At 41.2% G+C, this 19,940-nt stretch carries 20 protein-coding genes; 15 read left to right on the top strand and 5 right to left on the bottom strand.

Annotated features, from left to right (window positions below):
* Positions 1 to 68: 68 nt before the first annotated feature.
* Positions 69 to 1,478 carry a ribosome biogenesis GTPase Der gene (der, locus tag FTU06_RS00100; RefSeq protein ID WP_078189606.1) on the top strand — a complete coding sequence of 470 codons (1,410 nt, stop codon included), beginning with the start codon at positions 69 to 71 and terminating at the stop codon, positions 1,476 to 1,478.
* Positions 1,479 to 1,554: 76 nt separating this feature from the next.
* On the opposite strand, the gene FTU06_RS00095 is transcribed toward der, so the two are convergent.
* The gene (locus FTU06_RS00095; RefSeq protein WP_180144193.1) at positions 1,555 to 2,124 is read right to left on the bottom strand and encodes a hypothetical protein; all 570 of its coding nucleotides are present in this window, start codon (positions 2,122 to 2,124) and stop codon (positions 1,555 to 1,557) included.
* 277 nt (positions 2,125 to 2,401) lie between these two features.
* Between FTU06_RS00095 and FTU06_RS00090 the strand changes: the two genes are divergently transcribed.
* Complete coding sequence (locus FTU06_RS00090; RefSeq protein WP_180144191.1) at positions 2,402 to 3,043, top strand: 4'-phosphopantetheinyl transferase superfamily protein; 642 nt, start codon at positions 2,402 to 2,404, stop codon at positions 3,041 to 3,043.
* Positions 3,044 to 3,130: 87 nt separating this feature from the next.
* Here FTU06_RS00090 and FTU06_RS00085 read toward each other — a convergent pair whose 3' ends face one another.
* Both FTU06_RS00085 and FTU06_RS00080 read right to left on the bottom strand, forming a co-directional pair.
* The gene (locus tag FTU06_RS00085) at positions 3,131 to 3,550 is read right to left on the bottom strand and encodes a hypothetical protein (protein WP_180144188.1); all 420 of its coding nucleotides are present in this window, start codon (positions 3,548 to 3,550) and stop codon (positions 3,131 to 3,133) included.
* Positions 3,551 to 3,715: 165 nt separating this feature from the next.
* Positions 3,716 to 4,492 carry an SDR family oxidoreductase gene (locus tag FTU06_RS00080; RefSeq protein WP_180144186.1) on the bottom strand — a complete coding sequence of 259 codons (777 nt, stop codon included), beginning with the start codon at positions 4,490 to 4,492 and terminating at the stop codon, positions 3,716 to 3,718.
* 104 nt (positions 4,493 to 4,596) lie between these two features.
* Between FTU06_RS00080 and mazG the strand changes: the two genes are divergently transcribed.
* The 9 genes from mazG to yjgA all read left to right on the top strand — a co-directional run bounded on the left by mazG (position 4,597) and on the right by yjgA (position 11,270).
* Entirely contained in the window at positions 4,597 to 5,391 is a 795-nt protein-coding gene (gene mazG, locus FTU06_RS00075) for a nucleoside triphosphate pyrophosphohydrolase (RefSeq protein ID WP_180144183.1), read from the top strand.
* A complete protein-coding gene (locus tag FTU06_RS00070) occupies positions 5,369 to 5,800 on the top strand; it encodes a ComEA family DNA-binding protein (protein ID WP_180005384.1) in 432 nt (143 codons plus the stop codon). The genes mazG and FTU06_RS00070 overlap by 23 nt, the downstream gene beginning before the upstream one ends.
* 134 nt (positions 5,801 to 5,934) lie before the next feature.
* The gene (gene pcnB / locus FTU06_RS00065; protein WP_180144180.1) at positions 5,935 to 7,404 is read left to right on the top strand and encodes a polynucleotide adenylyltransferase PcnB; all 1,470 of its coding nucleotides are present in this window, start codon (positions 5,935 to 5,937) and stop codon (positions 7,402 to 7,404) included.
* Positions 7,401 to 7,886: a 2-amino-4-hydroxy-6-hydroxymethyldihydropteridine diphosphokinase gene (gene folK / locus FTU06_RS00060; protein WP_078192650.1), complete on the top strand. Its 486-nt coding sequence runs from the start codon at positions 7,401 to 7,403 to the stop codon at positions 7,884 to 7,886. The genes pcnB and folK overlap by 4 nt, the downstream gene beginning before the upstream one ends.
* 46 nt (positions 7,887 to 7,932) lie before the next feature.
* Entirely contained in the window at positions 7,933 to 8,742 is an 810-nt protein-coding gene (gene panB / locus FTU06_RS00055) for a 3-methyl-2-oxobutanoate hydroxymethyltransferase (RefSeq protein WP_180020987.1), read from the top strand.
* 3 nt (positions 8,743 to 8,745) lie between these two features.
* Complete coding sequence (gene panC / locus FTU06_RS00050) at positions 8,746 to 9,594, top strand: pantoate--beta-alanine ligase (RefSeq protein WP_078192648.1); 849 nt, start codon at positions 8,746 to 8,748, stop codon at positions 9,592 to 9,594.
* Between the two features lie 22 nt (positions 9,595 to 9,616).
* Positions 9,617 to 10,468, top strand: a complete 852-nt coding sequence (gene rapZ, locus FTU06_RS00045; RefSeq protein WP_078189595.1) for an RNase adapter RapZ — start codon at positions 9,617 to 9,619, stop codon at positions 10,466 to 10,468.
* Positions 10,465 to 10,734, top strand: a complete 270-nt coding sequence (locus FTU06_RS00040; protein ID WP_067763492.1) for an HPr family phosphocarrier protein — start codon at positions 10,465 to 10,467, stop codon at positions 10,732 to 10,734. Before rapZ ends, FTU06_RS00040 begins: the two co-directional genes overlap by 4 nt.
* A 2-nt stretch (positions 10,735 to 10,736) precedes the next feature.
* Positions 10,737 to 11,270: a ribosome biogenesis factor YjgA gene (gene yjgA, locus FTU06_RS00035; RefSeq protein WP_180144177.1), complete on the top strand. Its 534-nt coding sequence runs from the start codon at positions 10,737 to 10,739 to the stop codon at positions 11,268 to 11,270.
* A gap of 175 nt (positions 11,271 to 11,445) precedes the next feature.
* Here the strand turns inward: yjgA and FTU06_RS00030 are convergent, their stop codons facing one another.
* The gene (locus FTU06_RS00030) at positions 11,446 to 13,086 is read right to left on the bottom strand and encodes an acyl-CoA synthetase (RefSeq protein ID WP_180144174.1); all 1,641 of its coding nucleotides are present in this window, start codon (positions 13,084 to 13,086) and stop codon (positions 11,446 to 11,448) included.
* 537 nt (positions 13,087 to 13,623) lie between these two features.
* On the opposite strand from FTU06_RS00030, the gene FTU06_RS00025 reads away from it, so the two are divergent.
* The 4 genes from FTU06_RS00025 to infC all read left to right on the top strand — a co-directional run bounded on the left by FTU06_RS00025 (position 13,624) and on the right by infC (position 18,915).
* Positions 13,624 to 14,904 carry a D-arabinono-1,4-lactone oxidase gene (locus FTU06_RS00025; RefSeq protein ID WP_180144443.1) on the top strand — a complete coding sequence of 427 codons (1,281 nt, stop codon included), beginning with the start codon at positions 13,624 to 13,626 and terminating at the stop codon, positions 14,902 to 14,904.
* A 57-nt stretch (positions 14,905 to 14,961) separates the two neighbouring features.
* Positions 14,962 to 16,113, top strand: coding sequence for an alanine racemase (locus FTU06_RS00020; RefSeq protein ID WP_180144171.1), 1,152 nt, complete (start codon positions 14,962 to 14,964; stop codon positions 16,111 to 16,113).
* Between the two features lie 325 nt (positions 16,114 to 16,438).
* Positions 16,439 to 18,361 (top strand): threonine--tRNA ligase, encoded by a 1,923-nt coding sequence (gene thrS / locus FTU06_RS00015; protein WP_180020981.1) that lies wholly within the window; start codon positions 16,439 to 16,441, stop codon positions 18,359 to 18,361.
* A 5-nt stretch (positions 18,362 to 18,366) separates the two neighbouring features.
* Positions 18,367 to 18,915, top strand: coding sequence for a translation initiation factor IF-3 (gene infC / locus FTU06_RS00010; protein ID WP_180144441.1), 549 nt, complete (start codon positions 18,367 to 18,369; stop codon positions 18,913 to 18,915).
* A 689-nt stretch (positions 18,916 to 19,604) separates the two neighbouring features.
* On the opposite strand, the gene FTU06_RS00005 is transcribed toward infC, so the two are convergent.
* Positions 19,605 to 19,940: IS5 family transposase (locus FTU06_RS00005; protein WP_180144168.1), on the bottom strand; the 336-nt coding region annotated here is incomplete at its 5' end.

Raw genomic sequence — 19,940 nt, 5'->3', positions numbered from 1 at the left:
CCATTCTTCCTAAGCTTTCTGATGTTCAGACCAGACCAAACTGGCTGATCTGGAATAAAGGTTAATCTATGAAACCCGTAATTGCGCTCATTGGTCGTCCGAACGTCGGAAAATCAACGTTGTTTAACCAGATAACCAAGAGCCGTGATGCTCTCGTTGCTGACTTTGCCGGTCTTACTCGTGACCGTAAATATGGTGACGCGACTTATCAAAATAAATCTTTCATTGTTGTTGATACTGGGGGTATTGGCGAAACTGAAGGTGGTATCGACTCGTACATGGCAGAACAGTCAAAAACTGCCATCAATGAAGCAGATATTATTGTCTTCGTGGTCGATGCGCGCGCAGGATTATTGGCATCTGATGAGCAAATTGCACGTGACTTACGTACGCTAGGTAAAAAAGTTTATCTTGTTGCCAATAAAGTTGATGGTGTTCATGCCGAAGCAGCTTTAGTTGAATTCTTCAAATTGGGTATGGGTGAACCACTTCAAGTGGCTGCCAGCCATGGTCGTGGTGTTCAGCAAATGCTTGAAGAAGTGTTAGCTGAAGTGCCTGAAGATGAAAGTGAAGAACAACACGATAAAGACACTGGCTTACGTTTAGCGATTATTGGTCGTCCAAACGTGGGTAAATCGACTTTAGTGAACCGTTTGTTGGGTGAAGACCGTGTGGTTGCATTTGACCAGCCGGGTACTACACGTGACTCAATTTATATTCCATTTGAACGTGACGGTCGTAAATACACATTAATCGATACTGCGGGTGTACGTCGTAAAGGTAAAGTGGACGAAATGATCGAGAAATTCTCGATTGTGAAAACTTTACAAGCGATGAAAGATGCGCATGTTGTGGTAATTGTTGTCGATGCACGTGAAGGGATCGTTGAGCAAGACTTGCATTTGATCGGTTATGCGCTTGAAGCAGGCCGTGCGATGGTGATTGCCATCAACAAATGGGACAACATGTCTGACTACGACCGTAAACAGTGTAAATTAGATGTTGAACGTCGTTTTGACTTTATTCCTTGGGCAAAAATTCACTTAATTTCTGCACTTCACGGTACAGGTGTTGGTGATCTTTATCCATCGATCCACCGTGCTTATGATTCTTCTCATTTGAAAGTATCACCTGCGAAAATCACTCAAATCTTGAATGATGCAACGGATGCGCACCAACCACCAATGGTTCAAGGTCGTCGTATCAAAATGCGTTATGCGCATATGGGCGGACAAAATCCACCGACGATTGTGATTCACGGTAACAAAGTTGATAAAACGCCAAATGACTATCGTCGTTACCTAGAAAACGTGTTCCGTAAAGTTTATAAACTTGAAGGTACGCCAGTCAAAATTGAATTTAAAACCTCTGATAACCCATTTGAGGGTCGTAAGTCGCAAATCGATGAGCGTACGGCTGCACGTAAACGTCGTTATGTTCAGAAGTTCAAAAAAGCGGAAAAGAAATTCAAACGCTAAGTTTAGATGAACAAAAAAAGCCTGCAGATATGCAGGCTTTTTTATTTCACTTTATTTATCTAAAAAGATGTAGAAATTAGTTTTTACACTTTTTAGCTTGGCGGTAAATATCAATATTATCCAGGTTAGCTTGAGCAATTTCCATGGCTTGCTGTGCGCTGCTGCTATCCTGTTGGGTATTTTTATTGCCCGAAAAAGCCGTAGCAAATTGTCCCATACGGGCCGCTGTTTCAGATTGACCTGAAAATGCGGATAGCGCGTTGCCAGCAAGCCCTGCCCATTTTGAAACTTGGTTATTTTGCTGTGCTGACGCTTGGCTTAATGCCTGTTGCGATGCTTCCAATGTACGTTCAAAGGTCTTACGCTCAACGCTTAGGTCAGTGCAATCTAAGGTTTTTAAATAACTGGTGCTATAAACACTATTGTTGGTTTGACTAGCTTGATTGAAATTTGAGGCATAGCCACGGTCTGCTTGAGCTACAGCATTGGCAGCTTCTTGACGGCTTTGATTCATACGAGCTTCAGCTTGGTCCATAATCGCGCCATTTTTGGCACCCATTACTGCAACAGCTGCATCCAATAAGCCTGCTTGAGCGAAACATGGTAGGACACAAAGTGAACTGATTAAGGTGATTTTTCTTAGCATGTGGTTTACCCCGAGTTTTAAATTAAAGTTATAAGAATCTAGAGTATTTTATCTAATTAAAGATGTATTTGAAATATTTATTATACTTAAGTATTTGAATATATTTATAATATTAAGTATTTCTTAAGTGGTTTGAAATATTTTTAAACTGAGTTTTAAAATCTCTATAAGTCAAAGGACCGATGCGCTCATCTGTATTGTGGTGTATTTTGTGTCGGAGAGTCGCATAAAATATAGCGTCATGGACGTAGTGTAAAAGATATTGGATCAATAACTTATGGCGAAAATTCAGCTTGAATATAGTGCAATTACTGACTTCTTTGTGGAGCCGCATGGCTTGAGTCGTCAAGAGGTAATTGCCGTGCGTAAACAAGCCATTTACCAATATCGAAATCAATTACTCGGGCAGCGGCTAAATAGGTCAGTTGAAAATTCAGATTTTTCAAAGTCTGCGTTTGGTAAGCCTTTTCTTCCGGATTTGCCACATTTTCATTTTAATCATAGTCATAGCCAGCAGCATTATGTTTTGGCCAGCAGTGAAAAAATCGCCAATATTGGTGTGGATATTGAAGATTTAAATCGAAAAGTTCGTTTTGATGCGATGGCTCAACATAGCTTTCATCCCGAAGAATTGCTCAATTGGGACAGTTGTGAGCATAATCCTGATTATTGGTTTAAAGTTTGGACCACCAAAGAGGCGGTACTTAAAGCATCAGGTTTAGGGATTCGAGTGAACCTGAATGAACTGAATACGCAGTGTCATCCTGAGCAGAATGGTGGGATGTGTAGTCATCCCGCAATTGGCACTTTTGCTTATCAGAATATTCAACTGCCGCATGTGATGTTGACGGTGGCATGGCAAAGTGAACAATCTTGCCGAGGTTTTCATTTGCCTAATATTGAGTTGAATGTCTTATAAATCGGTATGACATATAAATCACCATGAAAAAAGCCCTGTTCTGGCTGAACAGGGCTTTTTTGAAAATCAATCTAAACTGGCTTTAGATTAGATTTTGCATTTTTTAGAACCTTGGTAGATACCAATGTTGTCGATGTTTGCTTGAGCAGCAGATTTATTCGCTTGTTGAAGTTCAAGGTTGCCTGCTTCTGAAGTATCTTGCTCACCAGCCAAGCTGTTTGCAATGTTGCCTGCACGAGCGGCTTTTTCAGAGTTACCACCGAAAGCAGCAAGAGCGCCACCCGCTAAACCAGCAAATTTGCTCAATGATTTGCCTGGCGCTTGAGCAGATGCTTGGATGTTTGCAATGTTTTTTTCAGCAGCTTCTAAAGAGCGCTTAGCATTCGCTTTTTCAACAGCAAGAGTTGCACAATCCATCGCTTTTAATTCTGAAGATGCGAATTGAGTTGTAGCAAAAGCAGAAATTGAAATAGAAGTAACAGTTGCAAGAACAAGTAATTTTTTCATGAAATAATTCACTTTTATTGTTAGAAAATAAACGCCCGAAAGTAATGGGCGGGTGAATATTATTCAAAAAAAGGAATTTTGTCCTGTTAAAATGTGACAATTGTGTAACTTTGTGTAATTTGCGTACAAATATGATTACAAAATTAAATGATTAGTAACACGTTACTATTTGGGTTTTTGTGCAATCCAAATATTACTTAAGCGGTTGACAAATTGCGGGCTAAACTTCGATAAATTAAATAAAAATTTAGCTTTCATCCCCACAGGTGTATGTGTAGCCATTAAGACCGAATCCCGTTTTTGTACCAAGGCATAAATTTGCTGAGCGACATCGCTCGGTTGAAGATTGACGCCCATTTTCTTAATACTTTGTGCATCCATGTCTTGCACCATCGCGGTTTGAACAAATAAAGGCATCACATCTAAAACGCGAATATTGTATTTTTGCCATTCAATATCCAAACTTTCAGTGAACCCGCGGACAGCAAATTTAGATGTGGCATAACTGGCTAAATCCGCTTGTCCATAAATTGCTGAAGCCGAAGAGAGGTTAATCACACGAGCAAAATTGCTTTGTTTTAAATAGGGAAATGCCGCATAGCAACCGTTTATCACCCCTTTGACATTGATATCAATCGTACGGTGGTGTGCAGACAGTTCCGTATGTTCAAAGCTGCCTGAATGCAGAATTCCGGCATTATTGACTAAGATATTCAGCTGACCTGCCCATGCAACAAATTCAGCTAAAGCGCTTTGCCATTGCTCTGGTTGTGTTACATCTAAATGTCCAGCTTTGGCATGGCTACCGAGTTCGGCAGCTAAGGAGGTAACTTGAGATTGGTTAATGTCGTAGAGCCCAACTTTATATCCTTGTTGTATGAACAGTCGTGCAATTGCTGCGCCAATCCCTTGTCCTGCACCGCTAATAAAAATACTTTGCATGTTATGCTTCCCTGAATTGAGTTGCTCATTCCTTGAGTGAATTTTGAGCATATCAAATTCTGTAATCGAAACAATGTACTGATGAGTAAATAGCTGGAGTTCACATGGAACAATTATTAGCAGTGATGAAAGAATTACGTGAAAAATGTCCATGGGATCAAAAGCAAACCCCAGAAAGTTTGACTCGTTATGCCATCGAAGAAGCCTATGAAGTTGAAGCGGCAGTTCGTTCAGGTCAGAGTGATGATGTACGAGATGAACTGGGGGATTTATTACTACAAGTGGTTTTTCAGTCGCAGATGTATAGCGAACAAGGCGCATTTGATTTTCAAGATGTGGTGCAAGCCATTACAGATAAATTAATTCGCCGTCATCCCCATGTGTTTCAGGCAGAGCAATTCTCAGCACTCAATGCGGATGATGTGGCAACACTATGGAAACAGATTAAACAACAAGAAAAAGCAGGGAAATCAGTATCTAGATTAGATGAAGTTAAACATGCTCCTGCATTAAGCCAAGCAGATGAAATCCAAAAAAATGTGGCGAAAATTGGATTTGATTTTCCAGATATTGAAGGGGCTTATGGCAAACTTGAGGAAGAGCTAGGGGAGTTAAAAGAGGCCTTAGCAGGCAAAAAATCCGACGAAATATTTGATGAATTTGGTGATTGCTTATTTTCTCTAGTGAATGTTGGACGTAAGATTGGCATCTCAAGTGAGATGGCACTGTTAAGTACCATTCATAAATTTAGAAGCCGTTTTGCTTATATTGAAGCACAGGTCACATTACAACAAAAACATGTAGAAGACTTGTCCCTGACTGAAATGGATCAGTTATGGGAACAGGCAAAACAACAATTAAAACAACAGGCTGAATATGTACCACATCCTAAAGAATAAATACTCTACACAATTACTTGTCTTGGTTTTGGGTTTAATGGCAGATTTAACTTTTGCTCAAAGCCCTTCGGGCTACGCGGAATGGAAAGCCATGCAGCAAGCTCAAGATCAGCAATTAAAAAAGCAATCTGAGGCCTCGAAGTCCAAAGTGGCAACTGCACCGAGCAATGCCAACTATTATTTGTCACGACCCAGCACCCAACAAAATAGTCGAACAGATCAGGTACGTTTAAATACAGCCTCAGTCGATGAACTGCAGACATTGCATGGAATTGGTCAGAAAAAAGCAGAAGCCATTGTGCAATATCGCAAAAGTAATGGCTTATTTAAAAGCATTGATGATATTCAACAGGTTAAGGGAATCGGTCCTGCGCTGTTTGCTAAAAATAAAGCAAAATTGGCACTTTAAGTGAAGTGTAAAAAAAAGAATTAGGTTAAGCTCAGCTTGAGCATCGAGATAATCAAATTGCCCTTTGATTGTGTTAGAGATATCATTAGCGACATCTTAAGAATTTTACGTTCAGACGTAGGAGACAGCGTCTTTTGCAAACTTTGCGCGCGTCCAAATGTGGTTTATCAACCGCACAATTACCTTCTTCCATTTTAGATGTGATTGATGCCTTAACTAAGGCAGGCTATGAAGCTTATATCGTGGGTGGCAGTGTCCGCGACCTAATGTTGGGTCATGCACCTAAAGATTTTGATGCCGTAACTAATGCGACACCAGCTCAGGTGAAAGAAGTCTTCGGGCGACGTTGCCGAATTATTGGTCGTCGTTTTGAGCTGGCGCATGTCTACTCAGGACGTGAACTGATCGAAGTTGCGACCTTCCGTGCGCCGCCTAAAAAAGCCGTGACTTCTGCTGCGGGCATGATTTTACGTGATAATAATTGGGGTACGATTGAGCAAGACTTTGCACGCCGTGACTTCTCGATCAATGCGATGTATTACCAACCACGCAAAGGCGAAGTGTTAGATTTTTGTCATGCAGTAGATGACATAAAACATAAAACGTTGCGTTTATTGGGTGATCCACAACTCCGTTTTGAAGAAGATCCTGTGCGGATGCTTCGAACTTTACGTTTTGCAGCCAAATTAAACTTTAATATTGATGAAAAAATTCTGGATGTCTTTACCTCAGAACTTACTCAATTGCTGCGTGATGTGTCTCCACATCGCTTATACGACGAGTCACAAAAACTCTTTACTATGGGGCATCTCAATCGCGTCTTACCGATGCTGATCGATTTTGGTATTTGGTATCAGTTATTTGCAGATATCAAACCAGTCGTAACCCCATTTATTGAGTTGGCTGCAAAAAATACCGATCAACGTATTTCGATTGGGAAAACCATTAACCCTGCATTTTTCTATGCCGTGTTATTGTGGATTCCGTTCCAAGAACGTTGTACGTTCTATCTAAACAAAGGTGTAGTTCCTGCTGAAGCACGTGCTCAAGCAGGCTTGGATGTATTGAAACGTCAGGCTACACGAACCATTATTCCACGCTTTGCAGAAACATTTATTCGTGAAGTTTGGGAAATGCAAACCCGTTTGCTGAATCCAAAACCACAGCAAATTGAAGCACTTTCAGGTCATGCACGTTTCCGTGCAGGCTTTGACTTTCTGCTGCTGCGTGAAAAATCGGGCGATATAAGCACGCAAGGCATGGGGCAGTGGTGGGATGCTTATCAGCAGATGAGCACTGACGAAAAAGAACTGGCAATTAGCCAATACAATCGTCAACGTGCCAAGAGTCGTCGTAAAGCGGCGCATGAAGATATGGAAGCCAAAACTTCTGCACATCAGCAAGTTGAAATTGAACCGCTGGTGAATGAACCAGAAAGCAGAAGTCGCCGTCAACGTAAGCCTAAATCACATGCCAATAGTCTAGAGACAGTGTCAATCGTTGCAGCGTCAGCCAGTGGTGAAATTGGTGCAGATCATCCGATTTTAAAACGTAAACGTGTGAAACGAGATTTGACTCAGGTTATTTTTGGGCCAACACAATGACGCTGACATATATTGGTTTAGGTAGTAATTTAGGTGATTCTCTACAGATCCTCAGTGAAGCGGTGCATAAACTTGCAACGCTCGGAAAAGTGAAAGTCTCAAAACTGTATCAAAGCCCGCCAATGGGGCCACAAGATCAGCCGAATTATTTAAATGCAGCGGTTGCATTAGAAACTGATCTAGCACCTTTAGCCTTGTTGGATGAATTGCAACGCTTTGAACAAGAGTCGGGGCGTGTACGCCTACGTCATTGGGGGGAGCGTACACTGGATTTAGATTTACTGATTTATGGTGAACAGCACATTCAAAATGAACGTTTAACGGTGCCTCATGTTGGTGTTTTAGAACGTGATTTTGTGTTGAAACCTTTGTTGGATTTAGATGAGAATCTACAAATTAAAGGACAACCATTAAAAGATTTACCTATTTTGAATAATCCAAATTTAACTGTATTGGATGCAGGAAACTGGGCCCATCTTTAATTTTTGTATGACCACTTGAGAAAGCCGTCATCTGAGGAATATTGAAATGATTAGTCTAAGTGACTTGAAAAAATTTAAAGCGGAAGGCCGCAAATTCTCCTGCCTGACTTGCTATGATGCGAGCATGGCAAAAGCAATGGAAGTTGCTGAAGTCGATAGTATTCTGATTGGTGATTCATTGGGGATGACCATTCAAGGGAATGACTCGACTTTACCTGTCACTGTTGAAGATATGGTATATCACACTGCTGCAGTGCGTCGTGGCAATAAACATGCGTTTATTTTGACTGATTTGCCCTTTATGACCTATGCCACTTTGAATGACGCTTTGGTGAATTCAAAGACCGTGATGCAAGCAGGCGCACAGATGGTCAAATTGGAAGGTGGTGCATGGTTGTCAGAAACAGTTGAAGTATTGACCCGTAATGGTATTCCAGTGTGTGTGCATTTAGGGTTAACTCCGCAATCGGTTCATGTGTTTGGCGGTTATAAAGTGCAAGCACGTACACGCGAAACCGCGGATCAACTCATTGCAGATTGTAAAGCTGTGGTTGATGCAGGTGCAGCAATTTTACTTTTGGAATGTGTTCCTGCCCAAGTGGGTAAAGAAATTAGTGAATTATTCCCAAATACACCTGTTATTGGGATCGGTGCCGGTGCAGAAACGGATGCTCAAGTCTTGGTTCAACAAGATATGTTGGGACTGACGTTTAGTCACGTGGCGAAATTTGTTCGCAACTTTATGAAAGAGCAAGCAGGGGAAACAGCAATTGTGGATGCGTTTAAGGCGTATCATACTGCCGTACTTGATGGTAGTTTCCCTGCCAAAGAACATACATTCCAAATTGAGCTGTAAGACATGAAAACTGAAACAACGATTCAAGGTTTAAGTGCATCGCTAAATCCAGCACGTGCTGCGCGCAAAATCATTGGTTTTGTACCAACGATGGGGAACTTGCATGAAGGTCACCTTAATTTAGTTCGTGAAGCACGTAAACTGTGTGATGTCGTGGTGGTGAGTATTTTCGTTAACCCAATTCAGTTTGGTCCAAATGAAGACTTTGACAACTATCCACGTACTTTGGAACAAGATCAGCACTTATTGGCTGAAGTGGGTTGTGACATTGTGTTTGCACCGACTGTTGAACAAATGTATGGCAACAAACCGCGCTTAACCAATATTAGCGTGGGCGGCATTACCAATGATTTGTGTGGCGAACAGCGTCCGGGTCATTTTGACGGTGTTGCTGTTGTTGTGACAAAACTCTTTAATATTGTTCAACCGAATTTTGCATTCTTTGGGCAAAAAGATTACCAGCAACTTGCAGTGATTCGTCAGTTTGTACGTGACTTAAATATTCCACTAGAAGTGATTGGTGTGCCGATTACTCGTGCTGAAGATGGTTTGGCATTGAGCTCACGTAATGGTTATTTAAGTGCGGAAAATCGTGCGATTGCACCAACGATTTACCAAAGCTTGAAAACGGCTGAGGCAGAATTACATGCTGGAACTCAACTTGCAGATGTGTTAGCGAATATTAAAGCAACATTGACAGCAGCGGGTTTTGTTGTGGACTATGTTGAAGCACGTACACCTGAATTACAGAAAATTGAAGAATTTGATCAAGACGTGGTGTTGTTTATTGCGGCTAAATTAGGCGCAACACGTCTTATTGATAATATGCAGGTTAAATATACTGCAGTTTAAAACGGCTATGGGGTAGCAAGCGATGAAGCGCATTTTAATTGTTACAGGACAATCTGGATCTGGAAAGTCATCTGCATTACAGATACTTGAGGATTTGGGCTATTACTGTATCGATAATTTGCCATTGGCCTTACTCCCCGAAATTGTTGAAAAACTCGATTCAGAAAATAATCTTGAACAATTGGCACTGGGTGTGGATGTCCGCAGTACACGTGCAGATTTACAAGAGTTCGATTTGGTTTTTCAACAGCTACAACGCCATGGCTCAGTCGATATTATTTATTTGACCACGCGTGATCAGGAATTGATTGCGCGATTCAGTTCATCTCGACGTCCCCATCCCTTGGCAAGTCGTTTCAAAAGTTTAAATGAGTGCATACAGGAAGAAAAATCTTTACTGTTGCCGATTCAATTACGCTCGACAGTACATATTGATACTACAGATAAGAGCGTACATGATTTAAAACATACCTTGCTGTCTAAACTCGGACAGGCAGATAATTTAATTTTGATCTTACAGTCTTTTGGCTATAAGCATGGTATTCCTCTCGATGCAGATTATGTTTTTGACGTCCGTCATTTGCCAAATCCACACTGGGATATGGAATTACGTAAGTATTCAGGATTAGATGAGCCAGTTCGTCAGTTTTTACAACAAAGTGAACAAACCAATGAAATGTTCCAAGATATTTATAATTTCTTGGATAAATGGCTGCCGGCATTTGCCGAAGGGCATCGTCATTACATGACGGTGTCGATCGGTTGTACAGGTGGGCAACACCGTTCGGTATATATCGTAGATAGACTAAAAAAAGCACTTGAGGCAAAATGGTCTATTCAGGTTCTACATAGAGAAATGAAGCACTGGTCATGATCGACACAACTGTTGACGTAATTAATAAACTGGGTTTACATGCGCGTGCATCTGGCAAGCTAATCGAAGTCACGACCAAATTTCGCTCGTCGATTCAAATTGGTAAGGGTGGAAAATTAGTAGATGCCAAAAATATTATGTCTTTGCTGATGCTTGGCGCAGGCAAGGGCACAACTTTACGCTTAGTGATTGAAGGTGCAGATGAAGAAAAAGCTTTATCTGAAATTCAAGCACTGTTTGCGGCAAAATTTTACGAGGCAGATTAAACGTGGCACGTCGACCGAACCGCTATACCGAAGAAGACTTTGAATCCTTAGAAGGACGTGCAAGTAAAACTGAGCAAAAGAAAGCTGTACAACGTATGGCTGCTTTGGGCGAGGAACTTGCAAAACTGAATCCTAAACAGATTAAAAATCTTCCTGTTGAAGAGCGTCTGATCGAAGCACTACTTGATGCACAAACAATTACTTCACATGAAGCGCGACGCCGTCAGTTTCAACGTGTAGGTAAACTACTGCGTAATGAAGATGAAACCATGATTTTATCTTACTTAACCCCGCAGCAAGGTGCGAAAAAAACAGCGCAGCTTCAACGCTGGGCTGAACGTATGATTGCCCAAGGTGATCCCGTCATTAAAGAGTTCATGAAAGCCCATAATGCTGCTGAACATCATCCTATTCGTCAGCATATTTTGCGTATTCAACGTGATATAGCAAAAAATGTAAGCGAAGAAGAACTGACTGCGTCAAAGTTGAAATTGTTTAACTACATTCAACAAGTGGCTTTATTATCTGATAACTAATGCATGATTAGATAGCCAAGTACTTAGATAGCTCAATGATCAGAGAATTCAACATGATCTGATCATTGAAGCAAAACGTGAAGTTATATACTTCACATCAAAAAAGCGACCTGATTAGGTCGCTTTTTTTGCTTAAATGATTGAAAAAATCATGCTTGGCTTTTGAGTTTGAATATTAACCAAATTCACCAACAGCGCGCTCTTTAGCCCATTCACGGAGAACGAACTTCTGAAGTTTACCTGTCGAGGTTTTTGGAATTTCGGTAATCACTACATCTTTAGGTACTTTGAAACGTGCAAGGTGCTGCTTACAGAATTCGATCAGTTCTTCAGGCGTTGCTTCTTTACCTGCTTTTAATTCAATAAAGGCACAAGGCACTTCTTGCCAACGAGGGTCAGGTTTTGCAACCACTGCAGCTGTCAGTACAGCAGGGTGTTGATATAGAATTTCTTCTACTTCGAGCGATGAAATGTTTTCACCCCCTGAAATGATCACATCTTTAGAGCGGTCAGTAATTTTGGCATAACCGTCAGGTTGGCAGACTGCTAAGTCGCCGGTATGGAACCAGCCACCGGCAAAGGCTTCAGCCGTTGCTTCTGGGTTTTTCAAATAACCTTTCATTACGATGTTGCCACGGAACATGATTTCACCCATGGTCTGGCCATCATGCGGAACAGGTAACATGGTCTCAGGGTCAATGACTTTCATGCCGTCTTGAAGCGGGTATGGTACACCTTGGCGAGAATGCAACTGTGCTTGTTCTTGAATGGAAAGATCAGACCAACCAGCTTGCGATGCGCAAAGTGCTGATGGACCATAGGTTTCAGTCAAACCGTAAACATGTGTGACATTGATGCCAATATTACGCATCCCTTCAATAATCGCAGCAGGTGGCGCTGCACCAGCCACCATCACTTCAACGCGATGGTCAAATTGCGCTTTTTTCTCTTCAGGCGTATTGATCAGCATTGAAAGTACGATTGGCGCACCGCAGAAATAATCTACTTTGTGTTCTGCAATCAGTTTGAAAATCAGTTCAGGGTCGATTTTACGTAGACAAATATTGGTTCCGCCATTGGCTGCCATTGTCCAAGCAAAGCACCAGCCATTACAGTGGAATAGAGGAAGCGTCCACAGATACGTTGCACGTGGCGTCATGCCGCAAGCGATGATGTTACTCGCTGCATTGATATATGCGCCGCGGTGATGATACACCACGCCTTTTGGGTTCCCTGTGGTGCCTGAGGTATAGCTTAAGCTAATTGCATCCCATTCATCTTGAGGTAAGTGCCATTCAAAGTTGGCATCGCCTTGCGCCAACCAGTCTTCAAATTCGACTTGTCCAATCGGTTGTGCTGTACCTTCAAATTCAGCATCTGCCACATCAATGACATAAATCTCTTGATCGATTAAAGCTAAAGCTTCTGTGGCAACCTGAGTGAATTCAGGGTCAACCAACAGGACTTTGGTTTCAGCATGTTCCAGCATGAAGGCAATAGTTTTTGCATCAAGGCGTGTATTTAGCGTATTCAATACTGCACCCGCCATCGGTACGGCAAAGTGTGCTTCAACCATAGCAGGAACGTTTGGTAATAACACAGACACGGTGTCGTTTTTGCCAATGCCTAATTGTTGCAATTGATGCGCAAATTGACGACAGCGGTTATACGTTTGGCGCCATGAAATATGACGATTGCCGTGGATAATGGCATCCTGATCAGGATAAATATAGGCTGCACGCTCTAAATAACGTAGAGGCGAAAGTGCCACAAAATTTGCCGGGGTCCGTGGCAATTCATCGTATGCGCTAACCATCGTGGTACTCCAAGTCCATATATATATTTGTTTTAAATCTGACTTAACAATAATTCAGTCCGTAGCTTCTCTGCATTTATGCTTTAGTCGAGTATTTACACTAAATTTTTAAGTGATTGAAAATGAATAAAATAAAAACAATAAAGTGACGAAAATGAACCCTGTGGTTCTCAAAATTGATTTTTTAGCATAAATAATTTAGCTGAAAAATATACAAGTGTTGTTGGTTTTTTATGCTGATTTTACCGATGTTTTCATGCGTGATCTTTTTTATTGGTTCGGTTTGAATGACGCTTAACGAATAATATAGAGCACTTTGAACAGTCTGTATGTGCATATAAACGAATGGTTTTTTCTTTAATCAATCGTGGCTTATTTGCTGTTTTATAACAATAAACTTAAATTTGAGAAGATGCTGAACTTCGTATAATCTAAGTAAAAAATCAAGATGGCTTGTGCATCAACATTGCAAAAGCGGAAATCAAAAATAAAACAATACGGCTGAATACAATAAAAAGTATGGCGATAAGGATGAATATGACAATTCAACACGACATTGCATGGGAAAATTGGTCAGGTGCTCAGAAGTCGATCCCGAAGTCATTTATACAACCGAAAAATCTTGAGCAGTTAATGGATGTGGTGCAATCCCAACCTAAGATTCGTATGGTTGGCGCAGGGCACTCTTTTAGCCCTTTGGCAAAAACCACAGATACCTTAGTAAGTTTAGATCATCTCAAAGGCATTCTAGATATCGATGCTGAACGCTGCCAAAGTACCGTCCAAGCTGGCACACGATTATTTGATTTGGGGGAGAAGCTCGCGTCTTTTGATCAGGCACTGATTAATCAAGGTGATATTGATCGTCAAAGTTTGGCTGGAGCGATTGCAACAGGGACGCATGGTACCGGACTCGAATTACCATGTTTATCGGCATTGGTTACGGGGTTTGAATTATTAACCGCGCAGGGCGAATTACTACAATGCAGTGCTGAACAGAACAGCGAAATTTTCCAAGCAGGGCGTGTTTCACTCGGGAGTTTAGGCGTGCTGACGCATGTACAGCTGCAAAATCGGCCGATGTATAAACTCAAAGAACAAACGCGATTATGTCCGCTGAAAGATGTCATGCAGAATATGCAGCAATGGCAATATGCACATCGACATATTGAGTTCTGGGTATTTAGTCATGCCGATCAGGTTATTTTAAAAACCTTAGATGAGACGGAAGATGACCTTCAACCGCGGAAAGACCAGTGGTTAGATGACGACGTATTACTCAAATTTTGTGCAGAATTGACGCGATTCTTTCCACCACTGAATCCATGGCTACAAAAATTATTGGGTGTTTTTGTCAAACCTTCGATGAGCGTAGATTGGTCAAGTCGAATATTTCCTTCTGCTCGAAATACAAAATTTAATGAGATGGAATACCAGATTCCGCTGCAACACGGGATGAATTGTTTAGAAGAAATTTTGCATACCCTTCGACGTCATAAGGTGCCGATGTTTTTTCCGCTAGAATATCGACTTGTACGTGGGGATGATATTTGGCTCAGTCCGTTTTATCAGCAAGATTCGGCCTCAATTTCGGTGCATCAGTTCTATAAGCAAGATTATCAAGTCATCTTTAAGCTCGTGGAGCCGATTTTTTTAAAATATGGCGGGCGACCGCATTGGGGGAAATTGCATAGCCTAAATGCACGGCAGCTTCAAAATGTGTACCCCAAGTGGCAGGATTTTTTTAATATTCGACAAGAATTAGATCCGAAGCAAAAGTGGCTCAGTCCAGAGCTACAGCAATTACTGATTGAATAAGCATCGTGGAAAGTTAAACGTTGAAGACCAATTGAACGATATGAAAAAGGGGATGGCATGGATGTATATTTTCAACAGTTGAATACGCTGCTAAAGCAAAACGGGACGGGGATGCCCCAGTTAATCGTGGATGTTGATGCATTAAATCACAACTTGGTGGTCACTCAGCAGCAAATGCCAAAAGGGCTGCATCCGCGCTTGGTGGTGAAATCCTTGGCGTGCATGGCTCTGCTTCAACACTGTGCTACACAGCTCAAGACACAGCGTTTCATGCTATTTCATTTTGCACATCTAAAAACACTTTTCGAATCGATACCGCAAGCCGATGTGTTGTTTGGAAAACCGATGCCGATTCAGGCTTTGAACCATGCAGACAAGGCGTTTTTGCAGGCAACGCAATCGCAAGTGCAATGGCTGATTGATAGTGAACAGCGTTTAGCCCAATACCTCAAATTTGCTGAGCAGCATCAACTGTGTCTACGCATCAATATTGAAATAGATGTGGGTTTACACCGTGGTGGTCTGAAAACGATCGATGAGCTAAAGGCTGTTTTGGATGAAATCGTTCAACATCCCCAACATTTAAAATTTTCAGGATTAATGGGCTATGACGCACATGTGGCGAAGATTCCACGGCTGATCCAATCTGCTGAACAGACTTATCAACAGTCCCAGCAAAGTTATCAACAATTCAAAGCTTATGTACAACAGCGCTACCCAACCTTATGTGATGAACACACCTGTTGGAATGGTGGTGGTAGTCCTAGTTTTAGTTTTCATTGTCAGCAGAGTGTCTGTAACGAAGTCTCGTTTGGCTCGATGTTATTAAAACCCGCAGATTTTGAACTGAAAAATTTACAAGCTTTCCAAAGTGCCTTGTGGATCGCCACGCCTGTGTTAAAAGTGTTGCCGCGGACTGAATTACCACAGTTAGAATGGCTCAGTCGTTGGGCAAAATATCAGGCTGTATTTATTTATGGAGGCTATTGGCGAGGGGACTATGTTTATCCTCAAGGCAGTCAGCCCCATGCGTTATATGGTCGCAGTAGTAATCAGGAGCTTGTGCAAATTCCACAGACAAGCAGCATAGATGTAGATGATTATATTTTTTTACGCCCTACCCAGAGTGAAATGATCATCCCTCAATTTGCACAGCTTTGGTTGTACCAAGCTGATCAATTCATGGCCTTTGAGACCTTCAGAGAATAAAAAAGCGTCCTTACGTTCTTTGGTTCAATTGTTTCGCAATTTTTTTTACGTGCGTAACATCAGTTATGAATGAGAACGTGATTATTATGTTGACAGCATAAAGCGCATTTCGGCTGAAATCTGCTTGAATTATCAGGAGTCTTGTAAAAGGCGGTAGAAAAATCAACTTCTATGGGATTAGAGGTTTATTAAAGTTGACAGGGCGTGTAAAATTTAGGTCGAATTTTATTTATCCACCGTTTTTATCTTTTGAGGGTCTCCCTCGATCATAATCTCGCGGTGACATGCTCCATTGTACGGGGCATCACTCCTTAAGGATTTTTATATGCCAATTATCACTTTGCCAAATGGCGATCAAAAAGAATTTGATCATGCCGTATCTGTGATGGAAGTTGCTCAAAGCATCGGTCCTGGTCTAGCAAAAAATACAGTTGCGGGTCGTGTAAACGATCGTTTAGTTGATGCGTCTGATTTAATTACAGAAGATGCTAGCCTACAAATTATCACGCCTAAAGATGAAGATGGTATTCACATCATTCGTCACTCTTGTGCGCACTTGGTGGGTCATGCAGTTAAGCAATTGTTCCCAGAAGCAAAGATGGTGATTGGTCCTGTCATTGAAGAAGGTTTCTACTATGACATCTGGATGCCACGTCCCTTTACTTTAGACGACATGGCAGCAATCGAAGAGCGCATGAAAAAGCTCATCGACCAAGACTATGATGTCATCAAAAAAATGACTCCACGTGATGAAGTGATCCAAGAGTTCACTGCACGCGGCGAAGAATACAAACTGCGTCTGATCGAAGACATGCCTGAAGAAACTGAAATGGGCTTGTACTACCATCAAGACTACTTGGACATGTGCCGTGGTCCGCACGTTCCAAATACTAAATTCTTAAAATCGTTCAAGTTGACTAAAATCTCTGGTGCTTACTGGCGCGGTGATGCGAAAAACGAACAGCTGCAACGTATTTACGGTACAGCTTGGGCAGATAAGAAACAGCTCGCTGCGTACATTAAACGTATTGAAGAAGCAGAAAAACGCGATCACCGTAAAATTGGTAAAGCGTTAGACTTGTTCCATATGCAAGAAGAAGCGCCGGGTATGGTGTTCTGGCATCCAAACGGCTGGACGATTTACCAAGTGCTTGAACAATACATGCGTAAAGTTCAACAAGCCAACGGTTACCAAGAAATCCGTACACCGCAAGTGGTTGATTTCACGCTTTGGGAAAAATCAGGTCACGCAGCAAACTATGCTGAAAACATGTTTACGACTCACTCAGAGAACCGTAATTATGCAGTAAAACCAATGAACTGCCCATGTCACGTGCAAGTGTTCAACCAAGGTTTAAAATCTTACCGTGACCTGCCAATCCGTTTAGCTGAGTTTGGTTCATGTCACCGTAACGAACCATCGGGTTCATTACACGGCATTATGCGTGTACGTGGCTTTACCCAAGATGATGCGCATATCTTCTGTACCAAAGAACAAATCGGTACTGAAGTTGCAGACTTCATTAAATTGACTTTAGATGTTTATAAAGACTTTGGCTTTGAAGAAGTACAAATGAAGTTGTCGACACGTCCAGAAAAACGTGTAGGTGATGACAAACTTTGGGACATGGCAGAAAAATCTTTAGCAGATGCTTTAGATGCTGCAGGCCTAGAGTGGGAACTTCAACCGGGTGAAGGTGCATTCTACGGTCCGAAAATTGAATTCTCATTGAAAGACTGCTTAGGTCGTGTATGGCAGTGCGGTACAATTCAATGTGACTTTAACTTACCAGAACGTTTAGATGCGTCTTATGTGACTGAAGATAACGACCGTGATCAGCCTGTAATGTTGCACCGTGCAATTCTTGGCAGTTTCGAGCGTTTTATTGGTATACTTATTGAACACTATGCTGGTTTCATGCCACCTTGGTTGTCTCCAATTCAAGCATGTGTGATGAACATTACCGATTCACAAGCTGAAGCATGTGAGTCAGTCGTCGCTAAACTTAAAGAAAGCGGTATCCGCGCGATTTCAGACTTGAGAAATGAGAAAATCGGCTTTAAGATTCGTGAACGTACTTTAGAGCGTATTCCTTACTTATTGGTTCTTGGGGACCGTGAAGTTGAGGAAGGTACTGTAAACGTCCGTACTCGCTCTGGAAAAAATTTGGGTACTATGTCAATTGATGCATTCGTTGACCTAGTAAAAGCAGCCGTAGCCGAACGCGGCCGGTACATTGTGGAGTAAAAGCGATTAAACAGCCTGACCGTAATCAACAGGGCGGAAAATCAAACCGTCCTGCCTTGAATGATGAAATTCGTGCAAAAGAAGTCCGTCTAGTAGACGAAAATGGCGAGCAAAAAGGGATTGTATCTCTTACTGACGCCTTGCGCGCTGCTGAAGCAGTAGATCTTGACCTTGTTGAGATCGTTGCCAATGCTGAGCCACCAGTCTGCAAAATCATGGATTTCAACAAGCATTTGTTTGATCTAAAACAAAAGCAAAAAGAAGCGAAGAAAAAACAACATCAAGTACAGGTGAAAGAAATCAAGCTACGCCCTGGTACTGATGTTGGTGACTACAACGTTAAACTACGTGCCATTATCAAGTTCCTTGAAGAAGGCAATAAGGTAAAAATCACGCTTCGTTTCCGTGGTCGTGAAATGGCACACCAACAGTTAGGTTTGGCTCAATTGCAAAAAATTGAAGCTGACGTGGTTGACTATGGTATTGTTGAACAAACACCAAAAATGGAAGGCCGTCAAATGGGTATGCTACTTGGTCCTAAAAAGAAAAAGTAAGTATCCATTAAAAAAGCACTGCATTTGCAGTGCTTTTTTTTGCCTATATTTTGGTTTTTAATCTCAATGATGTTCAAGGGCACAAATAATTTTTGCTGCTTATTGATTGGAAAATAGAGCAAAATTCATGAATGCGAACTTATGTCTGAGAGTATTAAGTAAGTTTCTTTAAGAAAGACAAATTTGATTATATTTTAATTGATATTCAATCGTTGTTTCGATTCAGACGTTTTGAAATGCTTTAATTTAGTTTTAATGTAGGTATAAAGTGAGCAAAGCTTTTTATTGAGCTAACTATGTGAGATCTATTTACATAAAACAGGCCGTGAAATAGGGGTTTTCAGTACCCTCCAATAGATTTTCATCTTGGTAATATTAGGTCGTATATTCCATGTCATAAAAGCAATCAGAACAAAGTACATTTCATATAAATAGATAGTAATACAGAGTAGGATTATTTTTTGCAAGATACGCCAAAATTTAAAAAGAGTAGATGAGCAGCTTGTAAGCCAGACCCACCAAGGATTCATTAAAAACACCTATATGGAGTATTTAGTTTGGAATAAAAAATCAGAACATAAAATTTGCAATCTAGACACTATATTTTTGAGATGGGATGATTTTAATTCTTTTTTATCATGTTACGAATTTAACTAGGGTGTGTTGACATTTACAGCCGATAAATTGAGCTAAAGAGGCAACCATATAAATATACAAGCTAAAGCAACAGCGCTTTGATAGTTACGTTTTAGCTTATCGTATCTTGTGGCAATTCCTCTAAATTGTTTTAATCTACAAAATGCATTTTCAACTAAATGTCTGATTTTATACATATACCAGTCCATATCATCATTGCTAGATTTGGCATTTGATCTTCGAGGAATGTTTGCTTTCGTATTACTTTCTCTAATTTTCTTTCTGAAACTTTCTGAATCATAGCCTTTATCTGCACATAGCATTTCTGACTCTGTTAAATCTAATTTTGATACAAGATCAGGTGCAACCTTAATATCATGTGAAGTTCC

Source organism: Acinetobacter sp. YH12052 (assembly GCF_013419835.1).
GTDB classification, from domain to species: domain Bacteria; phylum Pseudomonadota; class Gammaproteobacteria; order Pseudomonadales; family Moraxellaceae; genus Acinetobacter; species Acinetobacter amyesii.
Note: the sequence above shows the minus strand (reverse complement) of the source record. Positions and strands in the feature narration are given on the sequence as shown.

Excerpts from the sequence above, each read along its gene's own strand:
- folK (WP_078192650.1), top strand. The coding sequence starts at position 7,401 with ATGACGCTGACATATATTGGTTTAGGTAGTAATTTAGGTGATTCTCTA.
- mazG (WP_180144183.1), top strand. The coding sequence starts at position 4,597 with ATGGAACAATTATTAGCAGTGATGAAAGAATTACGTGAAAAATGTCCA.
- panB (WP_180020987.1), top strand. The coding sequence starts at position 7,933 with ATGATTAGTCTAAGTGACTTGAAAAAATTTAAAGCGGAAGGCCGCAAA.
- FTU06_RS00095 (WP_180144193.1), bottom strand. The coding sequence starts at position 2,124 with ATGCTAAGAAAAATCACCTTAATCAGTTCACTTTGTGTCCTACCATGT.
- FTU06_RS00080 (WP_180144186.1), bottom strand. The coding sequence starts at position 4,492 with ATGCAAAGTATTTTTATTAGCGGTGCAGGACAAGGGATTGGCGCAGCA.
- FTU06_RS00040 (WP_067763492.1), top strand. The coding sequence starts at position 10,465 with ATGATCGACACAACTGTTGACGTAATTAATAAACTGGGTTTACATGCG.
- FTU06_RS00090 (WP_180144191.1), top strand. The coding sequence starts at position 2,402 with ATGGCGAAAATTCAGCTTGAATATAGTGCAATTACTGACTTCTTTGTG.
- FTU06_RS00030 (WP_180144174.1), bottom strand. The coding sequence starts at position 13,086 with ATGGTTAGCGCATACGATGAATTGCCACGGACCCCGGCAAATTTTGTG.
- FTU06_RS00085 (WP_180144188.1), bottom strand. The coding sequence starts at position 3,550 with ATGAAAAAATTACTTGTTCTTGCAACTGTTACTTCTATTTCAATTTCT.
- rapZ (WP_078189595.1), top strand. The coding sequence starts at position 9,617 with ATGAAGCGCATTTTAATTGTTACAGGACAATCTGGATCTGGAAAGTCA.
- FTU06_RS00025 (WP_180144443.1), top strand. The coding sequence starts at position 13,624 with ATGACAATTCAACACGACATTGCATGGGAAAATTGGTCAGGTGCTCAG.
- thrS (WP_180020981.1), top strand. The coding sequence starts at position 16,439 with ATGCCAATTATCACTTTGCCAAATGGCGATCAAAAAGAATTTGATCAT.
- FTU06_RS00070 (WP_180005384.1), top strand. The coding sequence starts at position 5,369 with ATGTACCACATCCTAAAGAATAAATACTCTACACAATTACTTGTCTTG.
- der (WP_078189606.1), top strand. The coding sequence starts at position 69 with ATGAAACCCGTAATTGCGCTCATTGGTCGTCCGAACGTCGGAAAATCA.
- FTU06_RS00020 (WP_180144171.1), top strand. The coding sequence starts at position 14,962 with ATGGATGTATATTTTCAACAGTTGAATACGCTGCTAAAGCAAAACGGG.
- panC (WP_078192648.1), top strand. The coding sequence starts at position 8,746 with ATGAAAACTGAAACAACGATTCAAGGTTTAAGTGCATCGCTAAATCCA.